This is a genomic window from Paenibacillus sp. Root52 (assembly GCF_001426865.1).
In the GTDB taxonomy this organism is placed as follows: Bacteria; Bacillota; Bacilli; order Paenibacillales; family Paenibacillaceae; genus Paenibacillus.
Window position 1 is genome coordinate 330,136 of sequence record NZ_LMFO01000012.1, and the last position, 24,153, is coordinate 354,288.

Here is a 24,153-nt window from a genome sequence, read left to right on the forward strand (position 1 = left end):
AAAATTTACTGGTAATGGAGAGAAGTACTGTGACGGTAACCATTTATGATGTGGCACGCGAAGCTGGGGTGTCCATGGCAACGGTATCACGGGTAGTTAACAATAACCCTAATGTGAAGCCACAAACACGTAAAAAAGTATATGAAGCCATTGATCGGTTGGGATATCGTCCAAATGCTGTAGCCAGAGGTTTGGCTAGCAAAAAGACGACAACAGTCGGTGTGGTAATTCCTGATATTTCGAACTCGACTTTCGCTGAGATTGCTCGCGGAATTGAGGATATTGCTAATATGTATCACTACAATATCATTCTATGTAATGCGGACAAGAAGAAAGAAAAAGAAATTCGTGTTATTAACACGTTGCTAGAAAAGCAAGTCGACGGTTTGCTTTTCATGGGCGGAACAGTAACGGATGAACATATCCAAGCCTTTCAATCCGCAGCAGTACCTATCGTGCTCTGTGCGACAAGTGACGAGAAGGGAACATATCCTTCTGTAGATATCGATCATGAATCTGCAGCATTTGATGCGGTGAATACATTGATTCGTCATGGTCATAAGGAAATTGCGATGATTAGTGGCACGTTACAAGATCCTGCTAACGGCTACGCGCGTTTCCAAGGGTACAAGAAAGCTCTTGAAGCAGCAGGTATGGACTATCAGGAGGATCTGGTGCGCATCGGTAACTATCGTTATGAGTCCGGCGTGGAAGCAATGAAATATTTCCTCGGACTGAAGAAGAAACCAACAGCAATCTTCGCTGCAACAGATGAGATGGCTATTGGTGCGATTCACAGCATTCAGGATGAGGGGCTGAAAGTACCGGATGACTTCTCCATCATTAGTGTGGATAACATTCGTATGGCTTCTATGGTGCGTCCGCAATTGACAACGGTCGCTCAGCCAATGTATGACCTTGGTGCTGTTGCGATGCGTTTGTTGACGAAGCTGATGAAAAAAGAAAATGTGGAGAACCCACGGGTTATTCTACCGCATGAAACGATTCTACGTTTGTCTGTAAGCCATGCTGGATAAGTAAATATAGCATTGGAAATGGTATAGGGCAGGGAGAAGACATTCTCTCTACATATCGAATTAGCAGAAGCTCCGGAGACGGAGCTTTTGTGCTGAATAGAATCTACTGGAGGGCTTAGGACATGCGCGAAACAATCGGTATTATTGGTGCTATGGATGAGGAAGTAGAACTGTTACTTGCAGGTATGAAGCAATTAGAAACGGTCAAACAGACCGGAATAACCTATGTTGCAGGCGAGTGGTTAGGTAAACAAATCGTTGTCTGCAAATCGGGTGTAGGTAAAGTTAATGCGGCAGTAACTACGCAGATTCTGATTGACCGCTTCCAAGTGGATCGAATTATTTTTACAGGTGTTGCAGGTGCAGTTCACCCTGAGCTAAATATCGGAGATATCGTCATTTCTTCGGTATGCGTGCAGCATGATATGGATGTTACTCCACTTGGGTTTGAACGGGGTGTTATCCCTTATCAAGAAATCTCTGCATTTCCTGCCGATGCTTCACTGATTGCTCTTGCTGAAGAAGCTTGTAAGGCGCAAGGGGCGAAGTACTTGATCGGAAAAGTTCTGTCTGGAGACCAATTCATCGCGAGCAAAGAAACGGTAAATATGTTATACAACCAAATGGATGGAGCTTGTGCAGAAATGGAAGGTGCGGCTGTTGCTCAAGTAAGTTTTATGAATCGTGTACCCTTTGTCGTTCTGAGAGGCATGTCCGATAAAGCAGATGGTTCAGCACATGTTAACTTTGCTGAATTTACAGTGCAGTCTTCCCAGCGCTCACATCGCATCGTGGAGCATATGTTGGAGAACATGTAAGTTTTTATGTGATAAATAAAAAAACTCACAGTGAGCCGCCTGAACAAAAAAAATAAAAAGACCGCTTCTCAACGGATAGCTCCTAAGGTATGCAGAGCTAGGTGAGAAGCGGTTTTTTTTAGATGATAGAATGTATAAGTTTTCAGCGGAGCTGAACCATTTGATTATCGCAAGAAAAACTACAATTAAACGCAGTCTGTCTCCTGTGGAGGTAAGACGATAGACGTTTTTTATGTAAGCATAATTCAAGGTTAACTCAATACATAAACCGATAGCGGAAGCGCACACGATCGAACTGTTCCTCAGACGCGAGTGGTACCTGGCTGCCGATTCTCACCATAAGACAGTTTGCCGGGTGAGAGCAGATCTCAGGATCATCGGTCGCGTACCAAGTCATATCTACAGTTTGCATTAACTTCTCCATCATTTTACGATAATCCCACACGGACAGACCGCTGCCCTTCAGATCCCAATGCCAATAATATTCGGTCGTAAAAATGATATATCGCTCCATCTGTTCACCTTCGAACGCAGTGAGCAACATCTCACGTCCTATGCCTAGAGAGCGATACTCGTCAGCCACCTCGATAGCTCCCAGTTCTATGAGATCCGTCATATTACCTTCAGACCAACGTTCACATTCGTCAGCGTAATGAAACGTAACGTAACCAATAATGATGCTATTTTCATGTGCTAGAATGATACGACCTTCCGGCAGATCGGCAATCTCCGTTAGAGCTTCCTGCTGCTCTGATGGTCTCCGAAAAGCATCGAGATCCGGATGGAAACCTAACTGTGAAATGGCCTCAGCGGGTATAGGGCCTTCAATCGTGATGTGGTGACCGGATTTGAAGATGGAACGCATATGATGCTTCTTAATATGCTCCATGGTTCATGCTCCTTTCTTCCCCCTAGACGATGATTGAGAAGATTTGCTATAATGGCGTAGACAAAAAATGTTCACAATTCAAGTGCAGCTCAAAATTCATTCAGTAGGTCAAGCAAGTAAATGAAGAGAATGCTCTCTCTATTAATGTAAGCGCTAACTGGAAGTTCAGTCAACACAAGGCAATGAGAAGTCACCCATTTAAGGGAATCGAAATGTCGAGTTGAAGGAGGCTGGCAAGCATGAGTCAAGCATTTGAAGAGATGCTGCAAACGGTTGTGTCTGAATCTAACTTGGGCGATTACGCGGAGGCTCGAAGCCGATTCGATTGGGAATCGGTGGAAAGGCACTTTACGTGGCACGCCAGCGGAAAAGTGAATATGGCTCATGAGGCGATAGATCGCCATGTGCTGGAAGGAAGAGGCGGTAGAACGGCATTGCTATACAGTGATGCTTCACGGGAAGAGGCATACACCTTTGCCGATCTTAGCGAGCAATCCAACCGGTTTGGTAATGTACTTCGGAAATATGGCGTGACCAAGGGGGATCGAGTATTTATTTTTATGCCGAGAAGCCCTGAGATATATTTCAGCCTTTTGGGTATCTTGAAAGTGGGTGCAATCGCAGGGCCGCTGTTTGAAGCTTTTATGGAGACCGCCGTCAAAGACCGGTTGGAGGACAGTGAGGCGGTTGCACTTGTAACGACACCTGAGCTTCTTGGACGAATTAAGCGCTCCGAATTACCGGAGCTGAAGCATATATTTGTCGTTGGTGGTGGGGAGCAGACGGAAGATGGACTCATTGATTTTGATGCAGAGATGTCTATTGCTTCGGATGAGATGGACGTGGAATGGCTCACTCGTGAAGATGGACTCATTATCCATTATACTTCGGGTTCTACTGGGAAACCGAAGGGCGTATATCATGTGCAGAATGCAATGGTTCAGCATTATTATACAGGCAAAGTTGTGCTCGACTTACGCGAGGATGATGTTTATTGGTGCACCGCAGACCCTGGTTGGGTCACAGGCACGTCTTATGGTATTTTTGCACCATGGCTGAACGGGGTAACCAATGTTATTCGTGGAGGTCGTTTCAGTCCACAAGACTGGTATAGCACGATTGAAAAAAATAAAGTGACCGTCTGGTACAGTGCACCAACGGCGTTCCGGATGTTGATGGGTGCAGGAGACGAGACGATCGCTCAGCATGATTTGGGTAGTCTGCGTCACGTCATGTCTGTCGGCGAGCCGCTCAATCCTGAAGTGGTTCGTTGGGGCTGGAAAGCGTATGATCAACGAATTCATGATACATGGTGGATGACGGAAACAGGTGCGCAATTGATCTGTAACTATCCGGGTATGCCGATTAAGCCAGGTTCAATGGGAAGACCTTTGCCCGGAATTGAAGCTGCAATTATCGATGATCGTGGGCAGGAGTTACCTCCGTACAGTATGGGGAATTTGGCAATACGTAGCCCATGGCCGTCGATGATGGCGAAGATCTGGAACAACCCAGCTAAATACGAGGAGTATTTCCGGCTCTCTGGCTGGTACGTATCTGGGGACTCTGCTTATATGGATGAAGACGGCTACTTCTGGTTTCAGGGCAGAATTGATGATGTGATTAATTCATCTGGCGAACGTATCGGCCCTTTCGAGGTAGAGAGTAAGCTCGTAGAGCACCCTGCTGTAGCTGAGGCTGGCGTAATCGGTAAACCGGATGTAACACGGGGGGAGATCATCAAAGCCTTTGTAGCGCTTCGTGATGGGTATGAGGCGACACCGGAGTTGAAGGAAGAGATCTATCGTTTTGTAAAAGAAGGCCTGTCTGCCCACGCTGCACCGCGTGAGATTGAATTCAAGGATAAATTGCCGAAGACACGCTCTGGTAAAATTATGCGTCGTGTCTTGAAAGCCTGGGAGCTCGATTTGCCGACAGGAGACCTGTCCACGATTGAAGACTAAATGTTGAATGTGGCAAGCCATGATTCGCCGTATTGCAATTGATATAATCATGAAGAAGCCTGATCTGCGATGTCTAACAGATCAGGCTTTTTGACGTGTTAAACAAACGGCCCCCTAAGATTAAACTTAGGAGGCCGTTTGGTGTAATCGTATTGATCTAACTTTAAGGTTGATAATGTACCGCTACTGAAGGTTCAGATTCTCCTGCACTGTTGTTCGCAGAGACCTTAAACCATCCGCTGGTTGTTGCGGGTACGCCGAAGTCAAGCGAGGTACCCGAGGTAGAGCCGATTTTGTTAAATGGAGCATTGCCCGTTTCGCTGTAATAGACGGAATAGCTCTGTACACCTTCTGCTTCAGCATTTGATCCCCATTGGATACGAATACCCTGGGATAGAGCTGTAACACTTACCTGACTCGGTGTGCTTGGTGAAGTTGCTGCAGTATCGTCTGATCCTTCGCCAGGCGTGATGATCGTTCCAGGAACATTAATCGGTTCCTTCACTTCTTCCTCTGGTGGCGGCTCTACAACGGCAGCACTAGTAGCAATTGCGCTTGGTGCAGACTCTCTGCCAGCTACATCAACTGCTGTAACGTAGAAGGAGAAGTTACCACCTTGTGCATACGCCGTAAATGATCGAGATTCCCCTGTAAGGACGACTTGCCCTTGATTCTGGAAGCCTCCGCCATTAACAGAACGATACAACCGGTACCCGACAACATCACTTTCCGGTGTAGCATTGAATGTAATGATAGCTCTGCCATTGGACATAGACAGTCTTACATTTCCTGGAGCATCAGGAGCTTTACCGTTATCTTGTCGTGGATCAATCTGAGTTGGCATGTCTGAATCTGCGTCCTGTGGCAGGTAATAAGCAAGTGACTCATGCCGGCTCATACGAGAGAATGCATTTTGCAACTCTTTAATGAGATCGGAGATTGGTTTTTTACGTTTGATTACGGTTTTTTCTTTTAGCATATCGCTAGGCGTTTCATCACGAGGGATGTAGTTCACACCATTGTAAGTGATGTACTTCGCTTTGGCGACGCCATCATCGCTATCTTTAGGAACAAATTTACTGTTGAAAATATCTGTGACAAAGCGGTCTGTCAGAGCCGTAGGCAGTTTGCCGCTATAAGCGGAAACGGTCTTCGTTACTATGCCTGATGGCTTCTCGAACTTATCTGTAACAAATAACTCTTTGTCTGAGGCGATGACCTCATTCATAATTTGAGTCCATAATTGCTGTGCACGTTTACGCTGAGACTTGGTCTCTAGTGTGTTAACAGGCTGTTTGTATCCAACCCATACACCCAAAGTGACATCTGGGGAGTAACCTTCAAACCAGACATCGGCATAGTTCTGGGTAGAGCCTGTTTTTCCGACAATCGGTACACTCTTCGAATATTTGTAGCTCTCACGTACTTTATCCGCTGTACCCTCTGTGACAACTGTACGAAGCATGTCAGTCATGAGGTATGCTGTCTGCTCGGAGAACGCCTGAACAGGGGCAGCTTCGTGTTTATATACGATGTTTCCTTTAGAGTCTACAATTTTACTGATCATATATGAATCGTTGTACACACCGTTGTTGGCGATGGCACCATAGGCATTGGTGAGTTCCTCAACGGTTACACCATATTGAAGACCGCCGAGAACACCAGTTTGTGCTTGATAATCGTTTTTCTGAATGGTGGTAATGCCAAGTTTTTGGGCGAAAGCCCAGGCTTTATCAATTCCAACGTCTTCATTAAACAACTTAAGTGCCACGGTATTCAGTGAGTAATTCAGTGCTCTACGAGCAGTGATCAGGCCTTGGTAGCGGTTATTTGCATTCTTCGGAATATGATATCCGCTTGGGCCATTCTTAAGAATAATTGGTGAATCATCTACGATGGAACCTGGCTGAACTAAACCTTCATCCATAGCAGGTAGGTATGCTGCAATTGGTTTCATAGCAGAACCCGGTTGACGCACCATCTGAGTAGCGTAGTTCATTTGCTCATCTTGGAAGCTTCGACCTTCGATCATGCCCAGAATGGCACCAGTCTTATGGTCGATCAACATAGCTGCCGTTTGTTCTTTTCCCTTTTTGGGATCGTCTGCGGCAAAATTACTATCATTTTCAGCAATCGTACGCATGGTTTTATATACACTTTTGTTAATTGTGGTATAGATACGATATCCACCTGTGCGCAATTGCTGCTGAGCTTCTTCCAATAATGCACTGCTATCTTTAGGTGCTGCATCCTTGTCGGTAGCTTCATCTGTGCCTTTGGTAGTATCTGTATTCAACTGCGTCATCAAGATTTGAGCAGCTTGCCGTTCAGTTTCCATCATAAGATAAGGATAAGTGTTGTAAGCTTTAATCGTTTTGGGCGCGAGAGAGCTCTTGATGTCAAAAGCAAGCGCTTCGTTATATTCGGTTTGATTGATTTTACCCAGTTCTAACATTCGACGTAAAACCAAGTGCTGGCGATTAATAGCGCGCTCAAAATTATCCTCAACAAAATCGCCTTTTCCATTAAAAGCAGAGTATGAAGAGGGGAGCTGTGGTAAGCCAGCAAGGTAAGCAGCCTGAGCCGTATTTATTTTCTCTAGATCATTAATATTGAACAAACCTTTGGCAGCAGCCTTAATGCCATAGACATTATATCCACTGGAGCCATTACCGAATGGAACCTTGTTCAAGTACGCAGTCATAATTTCGTCCTTTGTCAAGAAACGTTCCAGACGGAGCGAGAGAAGAATTTCTTTTACTTTCCGATCCTCGGTACGATCTAGATTGAGGAACACACGACGCGCTAATTGCTGTGTAAGTGTGCTTCCGCCTGTTTGGACAGACTCTTTAAGCACTTTCTGTTTTACGGCACGAAGTGTACCGTTCATGTCTACACCTTTATGTTCGTAAAAATGATTGTCTTCAATCGAAATAACTGCATCAATAACCTTCTGTGGGATCTGGTCAATGGTGACTGGACGTCTGTCTTCTTCTGTACGTAATTGACCGATTGGACTGCCATCGGCAAAGTAAGCAAAGCCTGTGATGGAGTTTTCGCTGACTTTCTGTTCAATCAGGGCCCTGGAACGGACAGGCTCGTCTTTCACAATGGAACTGACGTATCCCATTAAAGCGCCGCCTACAAATAGTACCCCCATGATACCCAGGACGACCATCCATTTGACGACACTGCCTAGTCTGCGAATGAAGCTACGTTTGCGGACAGGCTGTTCATCGGGCTTTTTCTTATTAACATCAACCATTCAGTGTCTTCCTCCTTTTAACAGCACTTATTATAGCATAAAAAGGTGGCTTTGCATGCCTGAGAAATACAAGCAATAGTCGAATAATGCCATTATTTTCGAAATTATGTTATTTATTATGCTTGTAAATGTACCATATCATAATGAGATAAGAATATGGCCAGAGGGGTTCCTTTCTATCAGCCTGTTTTAAGTTACGGATATGGTGTAAAGTTAGCTTGACATTTTGAGGCGTGAGAGATATATTTTTTGTAAAGTTAGCTTTACAAATAAAGAGTGAGGTCACGAAATCCATGAAGAATAAAATTGAGATCTACCGTCGAGAGCTTAACATGACACAACAGGATCTGGCCGAGAAGGTTAACGTATCACGTCAGACCATTATTTCATTGGAAAGAGGGCGCTACAATCCGTCGATTATGCTAGCTTATCTAATAGCCCAGGTATTTCATAAAAACATTGAACAAGTTTTTATTTTTGAGGAAGAAGGGGATGTTGAGTGAGGAAGTGGACTTTAGTATCTGTTGTTATGTGCATTGTCGGGTTAATTGTTTTTTCAATTGCGCTTTACCAGAAGTTTGCGTTAAATAATTCTAACCTGTCGTTTGCTATGCCTTTAGGTTTTGGGTTGCTTGGGTGCTCCATTTTAAATTTCAGTGTGTTGGCTATGGACAACAAGGGGATTAAACGGGTTATGGACTCGGAACATGATGAAAGAATAATTTCACATTGTAAATCTTCATTTTCACTTGGATTTATAGTCATGATTTTAGTCATAATCACAATGCTTGTGATATATCAGTTTGGAATCGAAATAGAGATGTTTGAATCAGCAATTATTATCATGGTGAGTGGTATTTTTTCAGCTGTGACGTACTTTGCATATAAGTTCTTACGTTATTAGATCATCACTTCCTGATCAAAACGGTATCCTTCGCGTGTTATTCTGCTGATGGATACGGCGAATTTCTCAATATCACCCCTAAATTCTACTTTGCTTAGTCAAAAACATAGAAAAACAGCTGCCGAGAAAATCTCGACAGCTGTTTTATTTGAAGATTTAATGTAATCGCAACGATTAACGGTTGTAGAACTCGACGATTTGTTTCTCATCGATTTCTTGGGACAATTCCGAACGCTCAGGCAGACGGATGAATTTACCCTCAACTGCTGTATCGTTGAATTCAACGTATGCTGGAAGATGCGTACGGTTTTCCAATGCTTCTTTAACAGAAGACAAACCGCGGCTTCTTTCACGCAAGCTGATTACGTCGCCAGTGCTTACTTGGTAAGAAGCAATGTCGACTTTTTTACCGTTTACTGTGATGTGACCATGGGATACCAACTGACGTGCTCCTGCACGGGAGTTAGCAAATCCAAGACGGTAAACGAGGTTGTCAAGGCGGCACTCAAGCAAGAACATGAAGTTTTCACCCGCGATACCTTGCATTTTTTGCGCTCTAGCGAACAGAGTGCGGAATTGTTTTTCGCCCAAACCGTACATATGACGCAGTTTTTGTTTTTCTTGCAACTGCATACCGTAGTTGCTCATTTTTCTGCGTTGGTTAGCTCCGTGCTGACCTGGAGGGAAAGGACGTTTCAAATCTTTGCCTGTTCCGCTAAGGGAAATGCCGAGGCGACGGCTCAATTTAAATTTAGGACCAGTGTAACGTGCCATGTTTAAAGTAGCTCCTTTTTAGTTAAAGTTCATATAGGGCTCTGTTTGCGCTCCAATTTGTTGATGCGGGCTCAGCCACGCATAGGACGATCAGGAGAGTTCAGCCGCTGTCCTGAAAGCAACAAAAAGAATGAGGGTGACACAACCGGTAATGCCCAAATTTAAAGACCCATTTAGTAGTCTTCATCAACAATTCATATTACAGTTTAGGAGAAACAAAGTCAAGGTTAAGATAAAAGAAAAAAACGTCTAAATTTGTCGATAGGTCATTAGGCCTAAAATAATGGGACAATTTTCTGAAATATGGATGCAAAAAAGTTGCAAAGAGAGTAAAATAGATTCTATCTTAACTTTAAATAAACTTATGCTGTAAGGTTATCAGACGAATTTGCAGGTTTGCGATAACCTATGCAGATTAATGCATCTATGAGATGCAAAAACGGTGCAAAGGAGCGCCTGACATGTTAGAACATCTAGGAAGTTTACCAGCCAGTTTGAACTCGCCAAGTTCGGGCGATCCCGCATCTGCTGCATCTCTTCATAACGAGCATGCGCTCTGGATGCAGCAAGTGGATATCACACCTTTTGATTTTTCATATTTGGGGAGCCTGCTACAGCAGGCTTTTGCCGATTGGCAGCAACAACGCAGCCCCGCACAAGACCATGCAGCGATGATATTTAATGTATGGAATACTGAAGGCGTTAGGGTGGGAGATCCATATGAGGATGCCGTAAGTATGGATGTGAGTCTCACCGTATTAAGATGTCTGGAAACGGGACAAGAACAAACCCTGCGTAGCAGTGATCAACATGGTCAGTTTCATTTGCTTGCCCTTCCTCTCTATTCGAGAAGCAATAAGGATATGTTCGCTGTATTCACTGCATTGATCTACGAACCTAATCCATATGAAACGTCAGAAGCCTTGGTTCGATCTGAGGCATCACATTATCGGACTTGTTTTTACCGCAGGTTTGAATACATATTCATGACGGATCTGTTACATGCTCATGAGCAAACGGCACGTGAAGAACATCGGAGATCAATACTGTTCCAGATTGTTCAACGGATGCACGACAACATGGATGTGGATACGATATTGGATGAAGTGTTTGGTAGTATGGATTATTTATATCCTACAATGCGAATTACGCTTTTTATGTCTCAGGATCAGAGTAGCACTAATGCCCGGATTAAACCTTTATTGGTTCATGAACGAGGCGAGGATATCTGTGTACGTTCTTTTATGGAAGGACGACTGATTGTTGCTCGATCGATCGATGGGGAGAACAGAATTACTGAGGTGGGGTTGCCTCTCAAAGGCAAACAGGGCATATATGGTGTGTTTTACATTGAAATGAATGATGAACTAATGGAAGAGTCAGATCTGCAATTGATTACGATGATGGCAGATACGGCGGGAACAGCCTTCGAGAATGCGAAATTGCATGAACAATCCAATATGCTTATCCAGGAACTTCGTCTAATTAACGATTTGACACAACGTTTGAATAAAAGTCTTCAACTGATGGAAATTTTTCAATTTGCTGAGCAAGAGATGCTTGGTATATTTCAAGCTGAATCATGCTGTATTCTCCAGTTGAATGATAGTACGAACCAATTTGAAGTGATGTCCTCTAACGTTCATCAGCTAACGCGCCAATCATTTCCGAATAATTACGGTATTGCCGGTGCGTTGTATCAGTCGGAAGAGCCGCTTATTATGTCTAACTATCGTCAACATGCTCAATTTCCTTCTCAATTTATGGAGCAAACGAAATCGTTATCTCTGATTGCGTCACCAGTTTGGGTGAACGGTGAAGTGAAATGTGTAATCATGCTTGGACATACTCAGGAGCAATTTTTCTCTTACGATAATTATCGTTTGTTGCAGATGTTAGTGATTCATATGGGACTTGCGCTGACCAATGCAACGCTCCATGCCGAAGTACGACGTTTGGCTAATCTGGACATGCTGACAGGATTATATGTTCGTCATTATCTAGATAACGTTATTCATGAACGGCAGGCGCATGAGTTCTGTGGTTCTCTCATTGTGGTTGACATCGATCAATTCAAGCAAGTGAATGATACATTTGGACACCAAACCGGGGATCAGGTGCTTAAGCAGGTAAGTGACATCGTTGTCAGTTCAGTTCGTCCAGAGGATATATGTGCCCGATGGGGCGGCGAAGAGTTGGCGATTTATATGCCTCAATTGGGGATACGACAGGCTCTTGAATATGCCGAGACGATACGTCTCCGGGTGTCGGAAGAGACAAGGCCATCGGTGACTGTCTCAAGCGGCATCGCGGAGTGGAGCTGGATGGATGAAAAGGTGAGTGTTGAGTCGCTGTTTTATCGTGCAGATATGGCTCTCTACCAAGCTAAGCACGGAGGACGTAACCGTATCGTATTAGAAGAACAAGAAGTAACGCGTTAAGGGGGAACAATTCCGAAGTCGGAGTCGTTCTCTCTTTTTTTATGCAAACAGATTGTGGGTCACACAGTATAAGTCATTAACGGAGGGGTAGCCTATGGAGAACGTTTGACAAAAAGGTGGGGGTAGCCATGGTTAGTTATCGGAATATACGCGTAATGTTACTGATTTTGAGTTTGATACTGATCTGCACGCCAGGTTGCGGATTTATACAGAAAGATCAAACGCCAGAGGAGATTTTTTCGCTTGCTTTATCCGGACTTGCTGGCAAGGAGAAGCTCAGTTTTGAGGGTCAGGCTGGACTGCGACTTGAGAGCAACGGCGTGTTTGAGAACCAATTCAAATTTGCAGGCAAATTGGAAGATCATAACCGTCTGACTTTGCAGACTCGGCTTCCCGGTGTAGCTACTTCAGGAGGTACACAGATGAGCGCTACCTCTGTGCAACCTGCCGGGCAACCAGGGGGTTTCAGTGCATCCTTCCAGCGGAAGAAGGGGCAATGGATGGCTATGTCTAATGAACAGGAGCCATTACGTGGGGCGTTGTCTCGTTATAACCCTATTTCACAGCTAGAGAATATTGATCGTATGAATAAAACGATTAAGGCGGAATATGGCGGAGGACGACGCACACAGATTCTGCGGATTGAGCTTAAGCCTGAGGATGCCAAGGCATGGGCTACGACACAGTTGGATGCTGAGATGGGTGCTATGCGAGAGGAGTACATGCGTAAGGCAAAAGCAATCGGGGGTACAAATCAGGAGAAGCTTGAGCAGGAGCTGGAGCGGGTATGGGAGCAGGGAGAGGTAACGATGGATAAGATGATGAAGCAAGCTAGTGTGCAGACCGTGTACCATCTTACCGTCGATCGCAAAACCAGCCTGCCTCTTCGGCTCTCATCTGAAAGTCAGGTTAGCTATCGGGATATGAATAATAAAAAGAATACAGAGGCTCTCGTTACAGATGTAAACTTTGGAGCTTATGAGTAGACAAGGGAGTTTGCTACAGCTCCAAAAGCAGCAGTTATGCTGAAATTATGCTCAAAGTCAGAAACCTTTTCTTAGGCGTACCGGGCATACCGGGAGTGCGTTAAGAGAAAGTGACGCAGTGGGGCGGAAAAAGCGCTTAAAGAAGCCCTTCAGTGTGATGAAAGACAGCCCTAGTTAAGGGTTGCTTGCTGACGGGATCACGGTAGCGTGCTACAATAGTATCGTAATTTACCGTCGTTCAATTATGAATGACACATGACAGGAGGATTATACAAGATGAAAGATCCAAGAATTCAGAAGCTGGCGGCTAACTTGGTCGGTTACTCTGTAGATGTACAACCAGGCGAGAACGTCCTGGTCGAGATGATCGGAAGTGAGCGTGACTTAATCAACGCTGTGGTTGAGGAAGTAGGGAAAAAGGGCGGTAACGTATTTGTGCAGTTGACTGACCGAACGGTACAGCGTGCAATGCTCAAGAATGCAACGGAAGAAATGATGAAAACATGGGCAGAGATTGATCTGAACCGGATGAAACAAATGGATTGTTACATCGGGATTCGTGCGGGCGAGAACGTAAACGATCTGTCCGATGTACCTGAAGAGAAGATGAAAATGTATAATTCATTATATTCTCATCCTGTACATAGCGAGCAGCGTGTGAAGCATACCAAATGGGTTGTATTGCGTTACCCGAATGCAAGTATGGCACAACTCGCGAACACGAGCACAGAGGCATTTGAAGACTTCTACTTCGATGTATGTAACCTCGATTATGCCAAAATGGATAAAGCACAAGACGCACTGGCTAACCTAATGAATCGTACGGATAAAGTTCGGATTACAGGTCCTGGAACAGACCTTAGCTTCTCCATCAAGGATATCGGTGCTGTGAAGTGCTCTGGTCAAAAAAATATTCCAGACGGAGAAGTGTATAGTGCTCCTGTACGGGATTCCGTTAATGGATCTATCAGCTATAACGCGGCAACACTGTATAACGGTGTTACGTTTGAGAATATTAAGTTCACGTTTAAAGACGGCAAAATTGTTGAGGCGACAAGCAATGATACAGAGCGCCTGAATGATATTTTGGATTCGGATGATGGTGCACGTCATATTGGTGAATTCGCCATTGGGTTCAATCCATACATTCTTCACCCCATGAAAGATATCTTGTTTGATGAGAAAATTGCGGGTAGCTTGCACTTTACACCAGGACAGGCATATGAAGAAACAGATAATGGAAACCGTTCATCCATTCACTGGGATCTGGTATTGATTCAACGTCCAGATTACGGCGGTGGAGAGATTTATTTTGACGATGTACTGATCCGTAAAGACGGTATTTTCGTTATTCCTGAACTGGAATGCTTGAATCCAGACCGTTTGAAATAGCATCTGTATTTTGCTGTTGCTAGGAAAGCGGATTCACGGTATCATGTAGTGGTAATTAATAGATGATACCAAAAGTGAAAAGACGGAGGGATTCCTATGTCGAGTAATAATGTGGCTGTAGTGGAAATTGCTCAAACAGCAGGCAAGTTTACTTCTTCAATCGTGCTTCATTCAGACAACAAGTATATTGATGTGAAAAGTATCTTGGGATTGTTTACAACACTGATCAGCACTCATAGCTATGAATTGCATGTTCATGGTCCAGATGCCGATGAGGCTAAAGCAGCCATGTCTGATGTGTTTGCTAAGCATGGACTGAATGTAAAGATCGCATCGGAGTAATGGTTATGAGAAGCACCTTCGCCAATGGCGGCGAGGGTGCTTCTTTTGTATTCTGAGCTGAATCATACGAAAAGCCCCTTGCGCTGTATCTGAAATAAGCAATCCTGAAGACACTCACTTTGTTCGGATATTTTGGTCAGGTTCTTGTATTACCTACTGATTTCGTCTAATATTAGAGATAGAACGTCTTTACGCGATTTTTGGGACATAGGGGGGAAAAATGCATGACTTCATCTGATCTGCAGGACCAGCTGAATTTGAAAGCGATCAGTCTTCTTCAAGAAGATGCAGATAAAATACAGAAGCTTATTGAAGTACAGATGGAGAATCTGGCTACCCGCTACTGCCCTCTCTATGAGGAAGTATTGGATACACAGATGTATGGGTTCTCCAAAGAAGTTGATTTTGCTGTTCGTGCAGGTCTCCTTCCAGAAGGTGCTGGTAAGCAGATGGTTAGCGCGCTTGAGCGGAATCTAGCGATTCTATATGAAGCCTTGAACAAAAAGAATGAGCAATAGCCTGCATATGCGCGGGTCAGAATAGAAGGCATGCAGGTTATTGCATGCTTTTTTTGTGTGCTCTTTCTTGAATTGCTCCTCGCTAATGTGTGCAGTTCCAGCAAGTAGTCCTCTGCTCAGCTTGATGCTAAGGGTAGTTAACTAACTGCAGCCTGAGAGCGGAATGGAGCTTCAGAGGAATGGATGTAAAAAAGGTAGCCTGGTGAAACATCACCTAGCTACCTTTTTTATGTGCTTTATTTTATACCAGAAAGAATGACACCCCAAGGATGATATAGACCACAAGTAACAGCAAGCCCTCATACCAGTTCGTTGAACCATCCTGCGTGATCGACTTCGCAATAAACACGGATACACCGATCGCGACAAGTTCAATGGTGGTAAATACAATATCCATTGTTCTGCCTGTGAAGTAGCTGACAAAAATCAGGACAGGTGCAACAAATAATGCAATTTGCAAACTACTGCCGACCGCAATCTCTACTGCGGCACCGATTTTATTTTTCATCGCTAACATAATGGCTGCACTGTGTTCCGCTGCATTACCAATGATGGCAACAAGGAACGCACCGACAAATAGCTCGCTCAGTCCGAATCGCTCTGTAAATACTTCAAGCGTGCCAACTAGCCACTCACTGACAAAGGCCACCATAACCGTTGCCAATACGAGATAAAGGATTGATTTTTTCTTCGACCATTCAGGTGCATGTTCATGCGGAAGTTCCTCATCCTCGTCTACCGTGACATCGGCAAGATACTTCTTATGTGTGACCATAGAGAACAGCAACCAAGCAATGTAGGCCACAATCAACAGTCCCGCAACAATAAGACTGAGTGTATTTGTGTCTTGTTGAGTGATAGAATGGGTGTTAAGGAACACGGCGGGAATGAATAAAGCGATGATAGCTACAATCATCAAGGAGCCGTTTAGGCCTGCAAGCGAAACATTGTAATTCTGGATTTTGAACTTGAGACCACCGGCGAAAATGCTCAGTCCTAGAACAAGTAACAGGTTTCCGATAATGGAGCCCGTCAGACTGGCTTTGACCATGTCGAACAATCCTTCTTTAACGAGGAAGATCGCAATAATCAGCTCGGCAGCATTGCCGAAGGTAGCATTCAAAAAACCACCCAGCCGCTGTCCGGCATAGTGGGCAACATTTTCAGTAGCTTTGCCTAAAAAACCAGCGACAAAAATAACCGAAATGGCTGAAATCACAAACTGTAGAATCGAATCCCATTTCATGTAGTGGGCAATCGCGCTGAGTGCAAAAGTAACAATCAGCAGAATGGATGAAATCCGGTTTCTCACAAACACACACCTCGGTTACATATTATTTGGTTTGCAACACGTGATCACATGTTGGTCATCATAATCATTCGAATCATGCCAAATCTTGTGAAAAGGTGACGAAATGATTATGAGATTATTTTCATATTTCAATATAACCAAATCATAGTAGGTTGTAAACGCAACTTTTTGAGTTTAATTTGCTTTTTGGGGTGGAAAGGATTTAAAATACGATTAACGAAGTGAAGGAGGATGTGGCATGGCAGAACAACTTCAACTAGATGGCGGTAACATCCGGATTGCTGACGACGTGGTGGCGAAAATTGCCGGAATGGCTGCGCTTGAGACACCCGGGATTGCCGCAATGTCTGGAGGATTGTCAGAGGGCTGGGCCAAACGTCTCAGCGGTAAAAACGTACAGAAAGGCGTGGGCGTTGAGGTCGGCCAGCTGGAAACAGCCATTGATCTGCGCATCATCGTCCTGTACGAGACACCGATTCATGAAGTTTCCCGCATGCTTCAACAGAATGTGAGAGAAGCGGTAGAGACCATGACGGGATTACGAGTTGTCGAAGTTAATGTGAAGGTAGAAGGTGTATCTTTCAAAGGTGACGACGTATAAGCTGATCGGCTTCCAGCGTAGAGTGTTCATTCGTAGCGTGCGCTCACGAAGTGAAACTCAACAAAAAAAGACTTCCTATCCATAATGGATGGGAAGTCTTTTTTTACGTTCTATGATTATCGAATACGACGGATCGCTTCTCTTGAACGAAGGGCAGGAGAGGTTCGAGTCTGTACGGTTACGGACTTTGTTCTCTCTTCCTTGATGACGTCCAGATTATTGGTGCGTGAAATACTGAGCACGATGCCCATGGCGACCATCATAACGAAAAGTGACGTACCTCCATAACTGATGAACGGAAGCGTGACCCCTGTTACAGGTATGGTCTGAGTAACACCGCCGATGTTAATAAAGGCTTGGATGGCGATGAGTCCCATAATTCCAATGCCGACCAATGTACCAAATGGATCGGGACAACGAAGAGACACAATGATGCCTCGCCAGATAAAGTAGAGATAGACAAGTAGGAACAAGGTACTTCCTAAGAATCCAAGCTCTTCACCAATAACGGAGAAGATAAAATCGTTATATGCATTGGGCAGGTAATGTAATTTAATTGTACCTTGTCCAACTCCTGAACCCGTAATTCCGCCATCTCCAATCGCTACAAGGGAGCGATAGAGGTTAAGGCTTCCATCGGTAGGGTCAGAGAGCGGGTTAAGGAATGCCTGAATCCGTCCGATCTTATAGTTCGTCTTGGCTTCTGTTACCGTACTTGTCGCATCATCTGGCGAAGACATAGAGGAGAACAAGGCGTTGGCTCCAAAAGCCAGCGCCCCTCCTAGGACAACGAGCAGAATTGAACCCATAATATGCTTCATGCTCGCACCACCTGCGTAGATCACCAAACCACACGTGGAGACGAGAATGAAGCACGTACCGAAGTCAGGCTGCAGCATAATGAGTCCGGCAACGAAACCTACAATGATAAGGACAGGAAAATAACCAGTTTTAAGATCTCTAAAGCGTTCGCCTTTCTTGGTGATTAGCGCAGCGAGATACAAAATAATGGCGATTTTGGCGAATTCGGCTGGTTGAACACTAAAACCAAAAATATGAATCCAGCTTCGAGCACCGTTGAGCACCTTACCCGTAATGAGAACAAGCAATAGCATGACGGTCGTGAAGAGAAAAAAAGGTGCATACAGCTTTTTGTACTTATTAAAACGAATATTCATAGCAAAGAACATACCAACTACACCAATGAGCGCCCACATAAGTTGTTTTTTCGTGAAGAACAGGGGATCATTGTTGAAGCGTTCGCTTGCAATTGCAATGCTGGAACTGGAGCTGAATACCATTACCAGTCCAAAGCCCACCAACAATAAAGTGAGGATTAGCAGTTGGAAATCCGGCGTGCCTCTCTTCGTTTTCGTTTGGGCTGTTTGTTGTTTCATCGCTCAGCCCAACCTAAGCTTCCAGCAGTTCTTTGAGCTGCTGTAATTTTTGAGCGGCCAGCTTCACGACTGGCTGTGGAACGGTAGTATCATAATCCAGACCATGCGGGAAGGTAGCTTTTCCAAGATAGACTGCTTCTACAGAAAGAACAGAATCTGGTTTTTCAAGCTTGCCATCCACAACACGAGTATTAATACGTACAAAGTATTCCGATTTAGTAAGTTCATCTTCAATTTTGTAGTCATATGTAGCACGGTAATACTCCCATTGCCACCGGACAAATCCGACTTTCTCGGCGCTCTCATCCAGGTATGCCAAGTCGCTTTTCAAGCCATCTAAGCCTGTATTCTCAAATATCATAAGCGTTTGATCCTCCTCATAAGCTTCCGAGTATAATTTCTCGTTGTTTCTCTAGTTTATGATAGTATGTTTCCCCTTCCCGTGCAAGCTTTCAAGGGCTTGTTCATATCGGTTTTCTTCCAATTCTGCTACAATATACTGCAATAGGTTTGAAGTGAGAGGTTCGGGCTTGATGAAAGTACCGATCGAGAGCGAAAGGATGAGGAAATATGACAAATAATATATGGTGGGATGATCTGCAAATCCATATGGTGGAGTGGCGCCGTCATCTTCATCGCAATCCTGAAGTTTCCTTTCATGAGGAGAAGACCTCATCTTTTATAGCAGATATGCTGGAGAGCTTTGGCGTGGAAGTGAAGCGTCATGTAGGGGGACATGGAGTTATCGGTACGATCCGCGGAGATCAGCCAGGCCCTGTGGTCATGCTTCGAGCTGATATGGACGCTTTGCCTATCCATGACGAGAAGGATGTAGAATATGCATCTAGAAAAGATGGAGCCATGCACGCGTGTGGTCATGATGGACACGTTTCGATTCTGCTGGGAACAGCATTGTATTTCAGTCGTAATAAGGCTGCGATTAAAGGGGAGATTCGTTTTCTGTTCCAACCAGCAGAAGAGTTACTGCCTGGCGGAGCAGTTCACGTCATTGCCGACGGTGGGCTTGATGGCGTAGATGTCATCTATGGAATTCATCTGTGGACCCCTCTACCTGTAGGTGTTGCAGCGAGTACGGCGGGATCAATGATGGCTGCGGCGGATGATTTCTATATTGAGATCATAGGTAAAGGGGGTCATGGGGGGATGCCGCAGTCGACTGTGGACAGCTTGGTGGCAGGTTCAGCACTGGTGATGCAATTACAGACCGTAGTTAGCCGTTCCGTCGATCCATTGCGCCCGGCGGTGCTGACGATTGGTACAATGCAAGCTGGAGCTGCACAGAACGTTATTGCGGAATCCTGTAAAATGAGTGGCACGGTCAGAACGTTTGATGAAGAGACCCGATCGGGGATGAAAGAACGCATTCACACCATGGTGGCTCAGACGGGTGCAGCTTATGGAGCTAAGACGGATATCAAATATATTATGGGTTACCCGCCAGTTGTTAATGATGAGCGGGAAACAGAACGGTTCTTCCAAGAAGCGGTGCATGTGTTTGGCGCGCAAAATGTACAAGCTTCACCGATGATCATGCCTGCAGAGGATTTTGCTTATTATTTACAGCAGATTCCTGGCTGCTTTATGTTTGTTGGTGCAGGCAATCCAGATAAAGGCGCAGTCTATCCGCACCATCATCCGAAGTTTGACTTTGATGAAGATGCGATGCAGCATGCAGTTAAGCTGTTTATTGCTATGGCGACAGGTTACACGGCTGAAGTATAGAATGATTAACCAACTCATTGGGCATCCTTAAACATAGGATGCTCTTTTTTTATTTGGTGAGCTAGATCGTTAGTAGGTTCATAAGGTTCATTTTCGGAGCTTACCGGGACTGGGCTTTTTGTCATGCATGTGATACCCATTCAGCAACGAACAGACCAGCAGTTAGGAGGCGTGTGTAATGGAAATCTCAGGTGCCTGTATTGTCCAACGGGATTTTACCCTATTACTTGAGGTAGGTCATCCCCAATTTGAACAAGCTAGATCACAGATCGGCATGTATGCTGAACTCATTAAAACCCCTACAGGCTTCCATACGTATCGGATGACTTCCTTATCCCTGTGGAATGCTGCGGCCATTGGTTGGAATGCTGATCGCATCATCCATAGCTTGGAGTCTATTTCGCGTTGGACTGTGCCGGCAGCATTGATACAAGATATTCGGAGAATAGTTGAACAGTATGGCAGGCTGAAGCTGCATTGGGATCAAGATCAGGAGAATATGCGTCTAGTTGGAGACCGGGAGCAGCTGTTGAATGAATTATCCATGATGAAAACAGTTGCGGCCTTTCGAATGGAGCGTGCTGCACCTGAGGAATTCATCGTGCGAGGAGAACAGCGTGGGTTGTTGAAGCAGGAACTCACTCGCCTAGGCTATCCGGTTCTTGATTATGCAGGCTATCGTCAAGGAACACATCTTCATTTTGGCTGGAAGAAGACAGACAACGATGATGCGTTTGAGCTACGTTCCTATCAGCAAAGAGCGATAGAAGCATTCGAGGGCAGTGAAGGGATGGGCGGAAGTGGCCTGTTGGTATTACCTTGCGGGGCAGGGAAAACGGTTATTGGCATGGGCGTATTAGAACGGCTGCAATGTGAATGTCTTATTTTGACCTCAAATACAACATCGGTACGCCAATGGATTGAAGAGTTACAGCGTAAGACAACGATTACTGGTGAACTCATCGGCGAATACTCAGGTCAGAAAAAGCAGGTGAGGCCAATCACTGTGGCAACGTATCAGATTCTAACTCATCGAAAGTCCAAGGATGCTGATTTTACCCATATCAAACTGCTTAGTGAACGAAAATGGGGATTGATCATCTATGACGAGGTTCATCTGCTTCCAGCACCTGTATTCCGAGCGACAGCGGATATTCAAGCTACTCGAAGATTGGGATTGACAGCAACATTGGTTCGAGAAGATGGCTGTGAGCAAGATGTTTTTTCGCTGATTGGTCCTAAATTGTACGACATGCCTTGGAAGGAGCTAGAACGGCAGGGCTGGATCGCGGATGTGAAATGTCAGGAAATACGGATTCCGTTGCCTCCAGAATTAAAATTGACCTATTTGGAGGCAGAAGGGAAGCATAAGTTTCGCTTAGCCGCTGAGAATCCAGCTAAATTAGATGTGATTAGAAGGCTTTTAGATCATCATCGAGGTCTTCCTGCACTTGTCATTGGGCAATATTTAGATCAACTGGAGACCATTGCCCGGGAAATTGAGGCTCCACTTGTATCTGGTGCAATGTCACAACAAGAACGAGTGAAATGGTTTGCTGCATTCCGGCGCGGCGAGATTCAAACGATCGTTGTTTCTAAGGTAGCGAACTTCGCTGTTGACCTGCCTGATGCTGCTGTTGCCTTGGAAATATCGGGTAGTTACGGTTCAAGGCAAGAAGAAGCACAACGTTTGGGACGAATTCTAAGGCCTAAGCCAGGGGATAATAAAGCTTATTTTTATGCGCTTGTATCCGAGGATAGCAAAGAACAAGAGTTTGCATTGCGGCGGCAGATGTTTTTGGTGGAGCAGGGTTATGAATATGCAATTGTTCGGGAAAGGAGTGCACTAACCAATGCGGAATCATAACACACAACAAGTACAATTGAGTACAGAGCTCCTATCACGTGCGGAGCAAATTGTACTAAGTATTCTTTTTCGGCAGCATGCTGCAGCCTTTTTCTCTCCGAAGTTTTCTTCCGCAGTGTGGGTAACAGAAGGATTGAGTGGTGCCGAAGCCAAGGTGGCTCTGATCGGTCTTAGACAGAAGGGCTGGATCAAAACGACTCGCAAAACCTGGGGGGAGCATCTGTACTATATTCCTAATGTCCTGCTTCCCCAATTGACTGAAGTTTTTGCCATTAAAGTTGGCGCTGGTAACACACATGATGGATCAGCAGATGCACAGCATGTTGAGCGATCTGAAATGATAACAAAGGATCACATGCAGGTGCTTTATGAGGCTGAAGTAGATATTGCTGCTGAGCTTCTTCATCTTATGGCGTGGATCATACATGAGGGTTTGCCATTAACCAGTAAAGGTACAATACATAAAAAATCGATTCGACAATTATGTAACATAACTGCATTGCACGAGAGTCATTTTCAAGCACTGCATATTCGTTATGATGATCCAGAGGTATATCCTGTTCATATCGCCATCGTACTGGATTTGCTTTTGCATTTAGGATTGCTTGAAAAGAGTGATAAACACGTGTTCGTATCCAATGAACAGTTGCAAGCCTGGATTAAACGATCTTGGTCATCTATGCATTGTGAAATTTATAACATTTGCGTAGAGCGTTACGGGATGCCCGATCCTTATGCTCAGCATTTTCGATCTCGATTGCTTATACTTGCACCTGCAATGAATGAGTGGTTTCCTATAGGGCCTTTGCTTCCATGGAGGGACGAGCTACAGGTCGAAGTCCAAGATTTATTGAGATGCGAGAATCCCAATCCAAAGAGTTTATCGTCTCTACATGTTGTTCAAGGCTGGCTACGAGCTCTTGTAGGCTTGGGGTTCGGCGAAGTAGGTCACGATGCGGCAGGCGAAGTGGTTTATCGTTGGTTAGTTCAGCCGGCTGATTTATGCTGCTCGGGTCATCCGCTACATGATAAAAGGTTAGAGGGGGAAAAATCGGGACTGTTTATACAGCCTGATTTTGAGATTTTATTTCCCTCCGAAGCACCTTCGCATGTTTGCTGGAGACTGGGGTTATGTGCTGAGCTTGTGACTCGTGATCGAATGAGTATTTACCGGCTTACAAGGGAATCGGTAATGAAAGCAGTAAGGATTGGCTTTACGCTGGATCAGATCGTTCTATTCCTGAATAATCATGCCATGACTGGCATTCCAGAACATGTACACTTGGCGATGCAGCAATGGGGACAAGAACCGGAAGAACGTCTAGCTAAACCACCTAACCCAAGTGACCCCACTCTCGAAGTGGCACATCAGGGCGATGAATCAGCCGTCAATCTAAATGTACGAAGCCAGGGCATCATACACATAGCGGATAAGCTTTACGAGGAAGAAGATGAGCCATACGTGATCACAGAACGAGATAACTTATGGCCTGGCTATAAGGATATTCCTGAAATGTGGCACAGAGAATGGAGGAAGTACCACCTATCAACCACTCGGCAAATTGCCTCTAAAGCGATTGAGTGGCAGACAAAGCTAGAGCTGAAACGAAATGAAGATATAGTCTATGTGATACCGGATCGGATTGAGGGTCACGGTGACTGGACATTATCGGGTTGGGTGACATCCAGTAACGGGGAGAATGTCCTTGAACGGCAGGTGCTCTCTCCAACAGACTGGGGCAACATACGGTTAATTGTTCCTGAGCATGAACGAAGTGACACATAGTATGGGACTAAGAGTGAGGTAGATAACACCAATAGACCTTGATCAGCATAACCCTCTGCGTTACCTTGTTTTCTATTTGCAGGAAAAACGCTTCTTAACTAATCGGGGATATGCTAT

20 protein-coding genes are annotated in these 24,153 nt (G+C 44.9%); 14 read left to right on the forward strand and 6 right to left on the reverse strand.

Annotated features, from left to right (window positions below; genetic code table 11):
• The first annotated feature begins 29 nt into the window (after positions 1–29).
• Positions 30–1,037 carry a catabolite control protein A gene (ccpA, locus tag ASD24_RS13025; protein ID WP_056696308.1) on the forward strand — a complete coding sequence of 336 codons (1,008 nt, stop codon included), beginning with the start codon at positions 30–32 and terminating at the stop codon, positions 1,035–1,037.
• Between the two features lie 122 nt (positions 1,038–1,159).
• A complete protein-coding gene (locus ASD24_RS13030) occupies positions 1,160–1,855 on the forward strand; it encodes a 5'-methylthioadenosine/adenosylhomocysteine nucleosidase (protein WP_056696310.1) in 696 nt (231 codons plus the stop codon).
• Between the two features lie 256 nt (positions 1,856–2,111).
• On the opposite strand, the gene ASD24_RS13035 is transcribed toward ASD24_RS13030, so the two are convergent.
• The gene (locus ASD24_RS13035; RefSeq protein ID WP_056696312.1) at positions 2,112–2,744 is read right to left on the reverse strand and encodes a GNAT family N-acetyltransferase; all 633 of its coding nucleotides are present in this window, start codon (positions 2,742–2,744) and stop codon (positions 2,112–2,114) included.
• Between the two features lie 239 nt (positions 2,745–2,983).
• Here ASD24_RS13035 and acsA point away from each other — a divergent pair, with 239 nt between their 5' ends.
• A complete protein-coding gene (gene acsA / locus ASD24_RS13040) occupies positions 2,984–4,708 on the forward strand; it encodes an acetate--CoA ligase (RefSeq protein ID WP_056696313.1) in 1,725 nt (574 codons plus the stop codon).
• A gap of 163 nt (positions 4,709–4,871) precedes the next feature.
• Here the strand turns inward: acsA and ASD24_RS13045 are convergent, their stop codons facing one another.
• Positions 4,872–7,973: a penicillin-binding protein 1A gene (locus ASD24_RS13045; RefSeq protein WP_056696316.1), complete on the reverse strand. Its 3,102-nt coding sequence runs from the start codon at positions 7,971–7,973 to the stop codon at positions 4,872–4,874.
• Between the two features lie 293 nt (positions 7,974–8,266).
• On the opposite strand from ASD24_RS13045, the gene ASD24_RS13050 reads away from it, so the two are divergent.
• Complete coding sequence (locus ASD24_RS13050) at positions 8,267–8,476, forward strand: helix-turn-helix transcriptional regulator (RefSeq protein ID WP_056696318.1); 210 nt, start codon at positions 8,267–8,269, stop codon at positions 8,474–8,476.
• The gene (locus ASD24_RS13055; RefSeq protein WP_056696320.1) at positions 8,473–8,877 is read left to right on the forward strand and encodes a hypothetical protein; all 405 of its coding nucleotides are present in this window, start codon (positions 8,473–8,475) and stop codon (positions 8,875–8,877) included. Before ASD24_RS13050 ends, ASD24_RS13055 begins: the two co-directional genes overlap by 4 nt.
• 174 nt (positions 8,878–9,051) lie before the next feature.
• Here the strand turns inward: ASD24_RS13055 and rpsD are convergent, their stop codons facing one another.
• The gene (gene rpsD / locus ASD24_RS13060) at positions 9,052–9,651 is read right to left on the reverse strand and encodes a 30S ribosomal protein S4 (RefSeq protein WP_056696322.1); all 600 of its coding nucleotides are present in this window, start codon (positions 9,649–9,651) and stop codon (positions 9,052–9,054) included.
• A gap of 461 nt (positions 9,652–10,112) precedes the next feature.
• Here rpsD and ASD24_RS13065 point away from each other — a divergent pair, with 461 nt between their 5' ends.
• The 5 genes from ASD24_RS13065 to ASD24_RS13085 all read left to right on the forward strand — a co-directional run bounded on the left by ASD24_RS13065 (position 10,113) and on the right by ASD24_RS13085 (position 15,330).
• Positions 10,113–12,092, forward strand: a complete 1,980-nt coding sequence (locus ASD24_RS13065) for a sensor domain-containing diguanylate cyclase (RefSeq protein WP_056696325.1) — start codon at positions 10,113–10,115, stop codon at positions 12,090–12,092.
• Between the two features lie 128 nt (positions 12,093–12,220).
• On the forward strand, positions 12,221–13,078 hold the full coding sequence (locus ASD24_RS13070) for a hypothetical protein (protein ID WP_056696327.1): 858 nt from the start codon (positions 12,221–12,223) through the stop codon (positions 13,076–13,078).
• Positions 13,079–13,354: 276 nt separating this feature from the next.
• Positions 13,355–14,470, forward strand: coding sequence for an aminopeptidase (locus ASD24_RS13075; RefSeq protein ID WP_056696328.1), 1,116 nt, complete (start codon positions 13,355–13,357; stop codon positions 14,468–14,470).
• A 96-nt stretch (positions 14,471–14,566) separates the two neighbouring features.
• Positions 14,567–14,812, forward strand: coding sequence for an HPr family phosphocarrier protein (locus tag ASD24_RS13080; RefSeq protein WP_056696330.1), 246 nt, complete (start codon positions 14,567–14,569; stop codon positions 14,810–14,812).
• 224 nt (positions 14,813–15,036) lie between these two features.
• Positions 15,037–15,330: a YlaN family protein gene (locus tag ASD24_RS13085; protein ID WP_056696331.1), complete on the forward strand. Its 294-nt coding sequence runs from the start codon at positions 15,037–15,039 to the stop codon at positions 15,328–15,330.
• 241 nt (positions 15,331–15,571) lie between these two features.
• Here the strand turns inward: ASD24_RS13085 and cax are convergent, their stop codons facing one another.
• Complete coding sequence (gene cax, locus ASD24_RS13090) at positions 15,572–16,642, reverse strand: calcium/proton exchanger (protein WP_056696334.1); 1,071 nt, start codon at positions 16,640–16,642, stop codon at positions 15,572–15,574.
• 238 nt (positions 16,643–16,880) lie between these two features.
• Between cax and ASD24_RS13095 the strand changes: the two genes are divergently transcribed.
• On the forward strand, positions 16,881–17,243 hold the full coding sequence (locus ASD24_RS13095; protein WP_056696336.1) for an Asp23/Gls24 family envelope stress response protein: 363 nt from the start codon (positions 16,881–16,883) through the stop codon (positions 17,241–17,243).
• Positions 17,244–17,359: 116 nt separating this feature from the next.
• Here the strand turns inward: ASD24_RS13095 and ftsW are convergent, their stop codons facing one another.
• Positions 17,360–18,640, reverse strand: coding sequence for a putative lipid II flippase FtsW (ftsW, locus tag ASD24_RS13100; protein WP_056696338.1), 1,281 nt, complete (start codon positions 18,638–18,640; stop codon positions 17,360–17,362).
• Positions 18,641–18,653: 13 nt separating this feature from the next.
• Positions 18,654–19,001: a YugN family protein gene (locus ASD24_RS13105; RefSeq protein WP_056696340.1), complete on the reverse strand. Its 348-nt coding sequence runs from the start codon at positions 18,999–19,001 to the stop codon at positions 18,654–18,656.
• Positions 19,002–19,210: 209 nt separating this feature from the next.
• Between ASD24_RS13105 and ASD24_RS13110 the strand changes: the two genes are divergently transcribed.
• From ASD24_RS13110 to ASD24_RS13120, 3 genes are all read left to right on the forward strand, one after another.
• A complete protein-coding gene (locus tag ASD24_RS13110; RefSeq protein WP_056696342.1) occupies positions 19,211–20,383 on the forward strand; it encodes an amidohydrolase in 1,173 nt (390 codons plus the stop codon).
• 178 nt (positions 20,384–20,561) lie between these two features.
• Entirely contained in the window at positions 20,562–22,250 is a 1,689-nt protein-coding gene (locus ASD24_RS13115) for a DNA repair helicase XPB (protein ID WP_056696343.1), read from the forward strand.
• Positions 22,237–24,036 carry a helicase-associated domain-containing protein gene (locus ASD24_RS13120; protein ID WP_056696345.1) on the forward strand — a complete coding sequence of 600 codons (1,800 nt, stop codon included), beginning with the start codon at positions 22,237–22,239 and terminating at the stop codon, positions 24,034–24,036. The genes ASD24_RS13115 and ASD24_RS13120 overlap by 14 nt, the downstream gene beginning before the upstream one ends.
• The last annotated feature ends 117 nt before the right edge of the window (positions 24,037–24,153 follow it).

Excerpts from the sequence above, each read along its gene's own strand:
- ftsW (WP_056696338.1), bottom strand. The coding sequence starts at position 18,640 with ATGAAACAACAAACAGCCCAAACGAAAACGAAGAGAGGCACGCCGGAT.
- ASD24_RS13115 (WP_056696343.1), top strand. The coding sequence starts at position 20,562 with ATGGAAATCTCAGGTGCCTGTATTGTCCAACGGGATTTTACCCTATTA.
- acsA (WP_056696313.1), top strand. The coding sequence starts at position 2,984 with ATGAGTCAAGCATTTGAAGAGATGCTGCAAACGGTTGTGTCTGAATCT.
- ASD24_RS13030 (WP_056696310.1), top strand. The coding sequence starts at position 1,160 with ATGCGCGAAACAATCGGTATTATTGGTGCTATGGATGAGGAAGTAGAA.
- ASD24_RS13070 (WP_056696327.1), top strand. The coding sequence starts at position 12,221 with ATGGTTAGTTATCGGAATATACGCGTAATGTTACTGATTTTGAGTTTG.
- rpsD (WP_056696322.1), bottom strand. The coding sequence starts at position 9,651 with ATGGCACGTTACACTGGTCCTAAATTTAAATTGAGCCGTCGCCTCGGC.
- ASD24_RS13085 (WP_056696331.1), top strand. The coding sequence starts at position 15,037 with ATGACTTCATCTGATCTGCAGGACCAGCTGAATTTGAAAGCGATCAGT.
- ASD24_RS13075 (WP_056696328.1), top strand. The coding sequence starts at position 13,355 with ATGAAAGATCCAAGAATTCAGAAGCTGGCGGCTAACTTGGTCGGTTAC.
- ASD24_RS13045 (WP_056696316.1), bottom strand. The coding sequence starts at position 7,973 with ATGGTTGATGTTAATAAGAAAAAGCCCGATGAACAGCCTGTCCGCAAA.
- ASD24_RS13080 (WP_056696330.1), top strand. The coding sequence starts at position 14,567 with ATGTCGAGTAATAATGTGGCTGTAGTGGAAATTGCTCAAACAGCAGGC.
- ASD24_RS13065 (WP_056696325.1), top strand. The coding sequence starts at position 10,113 with ATGTTAGAACATCTAGGAAGTTTACCAGCCAGTTTGAACTCGCCAAGT.
- ASD24_RS13120 (WP_056696345.1), top strand. The coding sequence starts at position 22,237 with ATGCGGAATCATAACACACAACAAGTACAATTGAGTACAGAGCTCCTA.
- ASD24_RS13095 (WP_056696336.1), top strand. The coding sequence starts at position 16,881 with ATGGCAGAACAACTTCAACTAGATGGCGGTAACATCCGGATTGCTGAC.
- ASD24_RS13110 (WP_056696342.1), top strand. The coding sequence starts at position 19,211 with ATGACAAATAATATATGGTGGGATGATCTGCAAATCCATATGGTGGAG.
- ASD24_RS13035 (WP_056696312.1), bottom strand. The coding sequence starts at position 2,744 with ATGGAGCATATTAAGAAGCATCATATGCGTTCCATCTTCAAATCCGGT.
- ASD24_RS13105 (WP_056696340.1), bottom strand. The coding sequence starts at position 19,001 with ATGATATTTGAGAATACAGGCTTAGATGGCTTGAAAAGCGACTTGGCA.
- ASD24_RS13050 (WP_056696318.1), top strand. The coding sequence starts at position 8,267 with ATGAAGAATAAAATTGAGATCTACCGTCGAGAGCTTAACATGACACAA.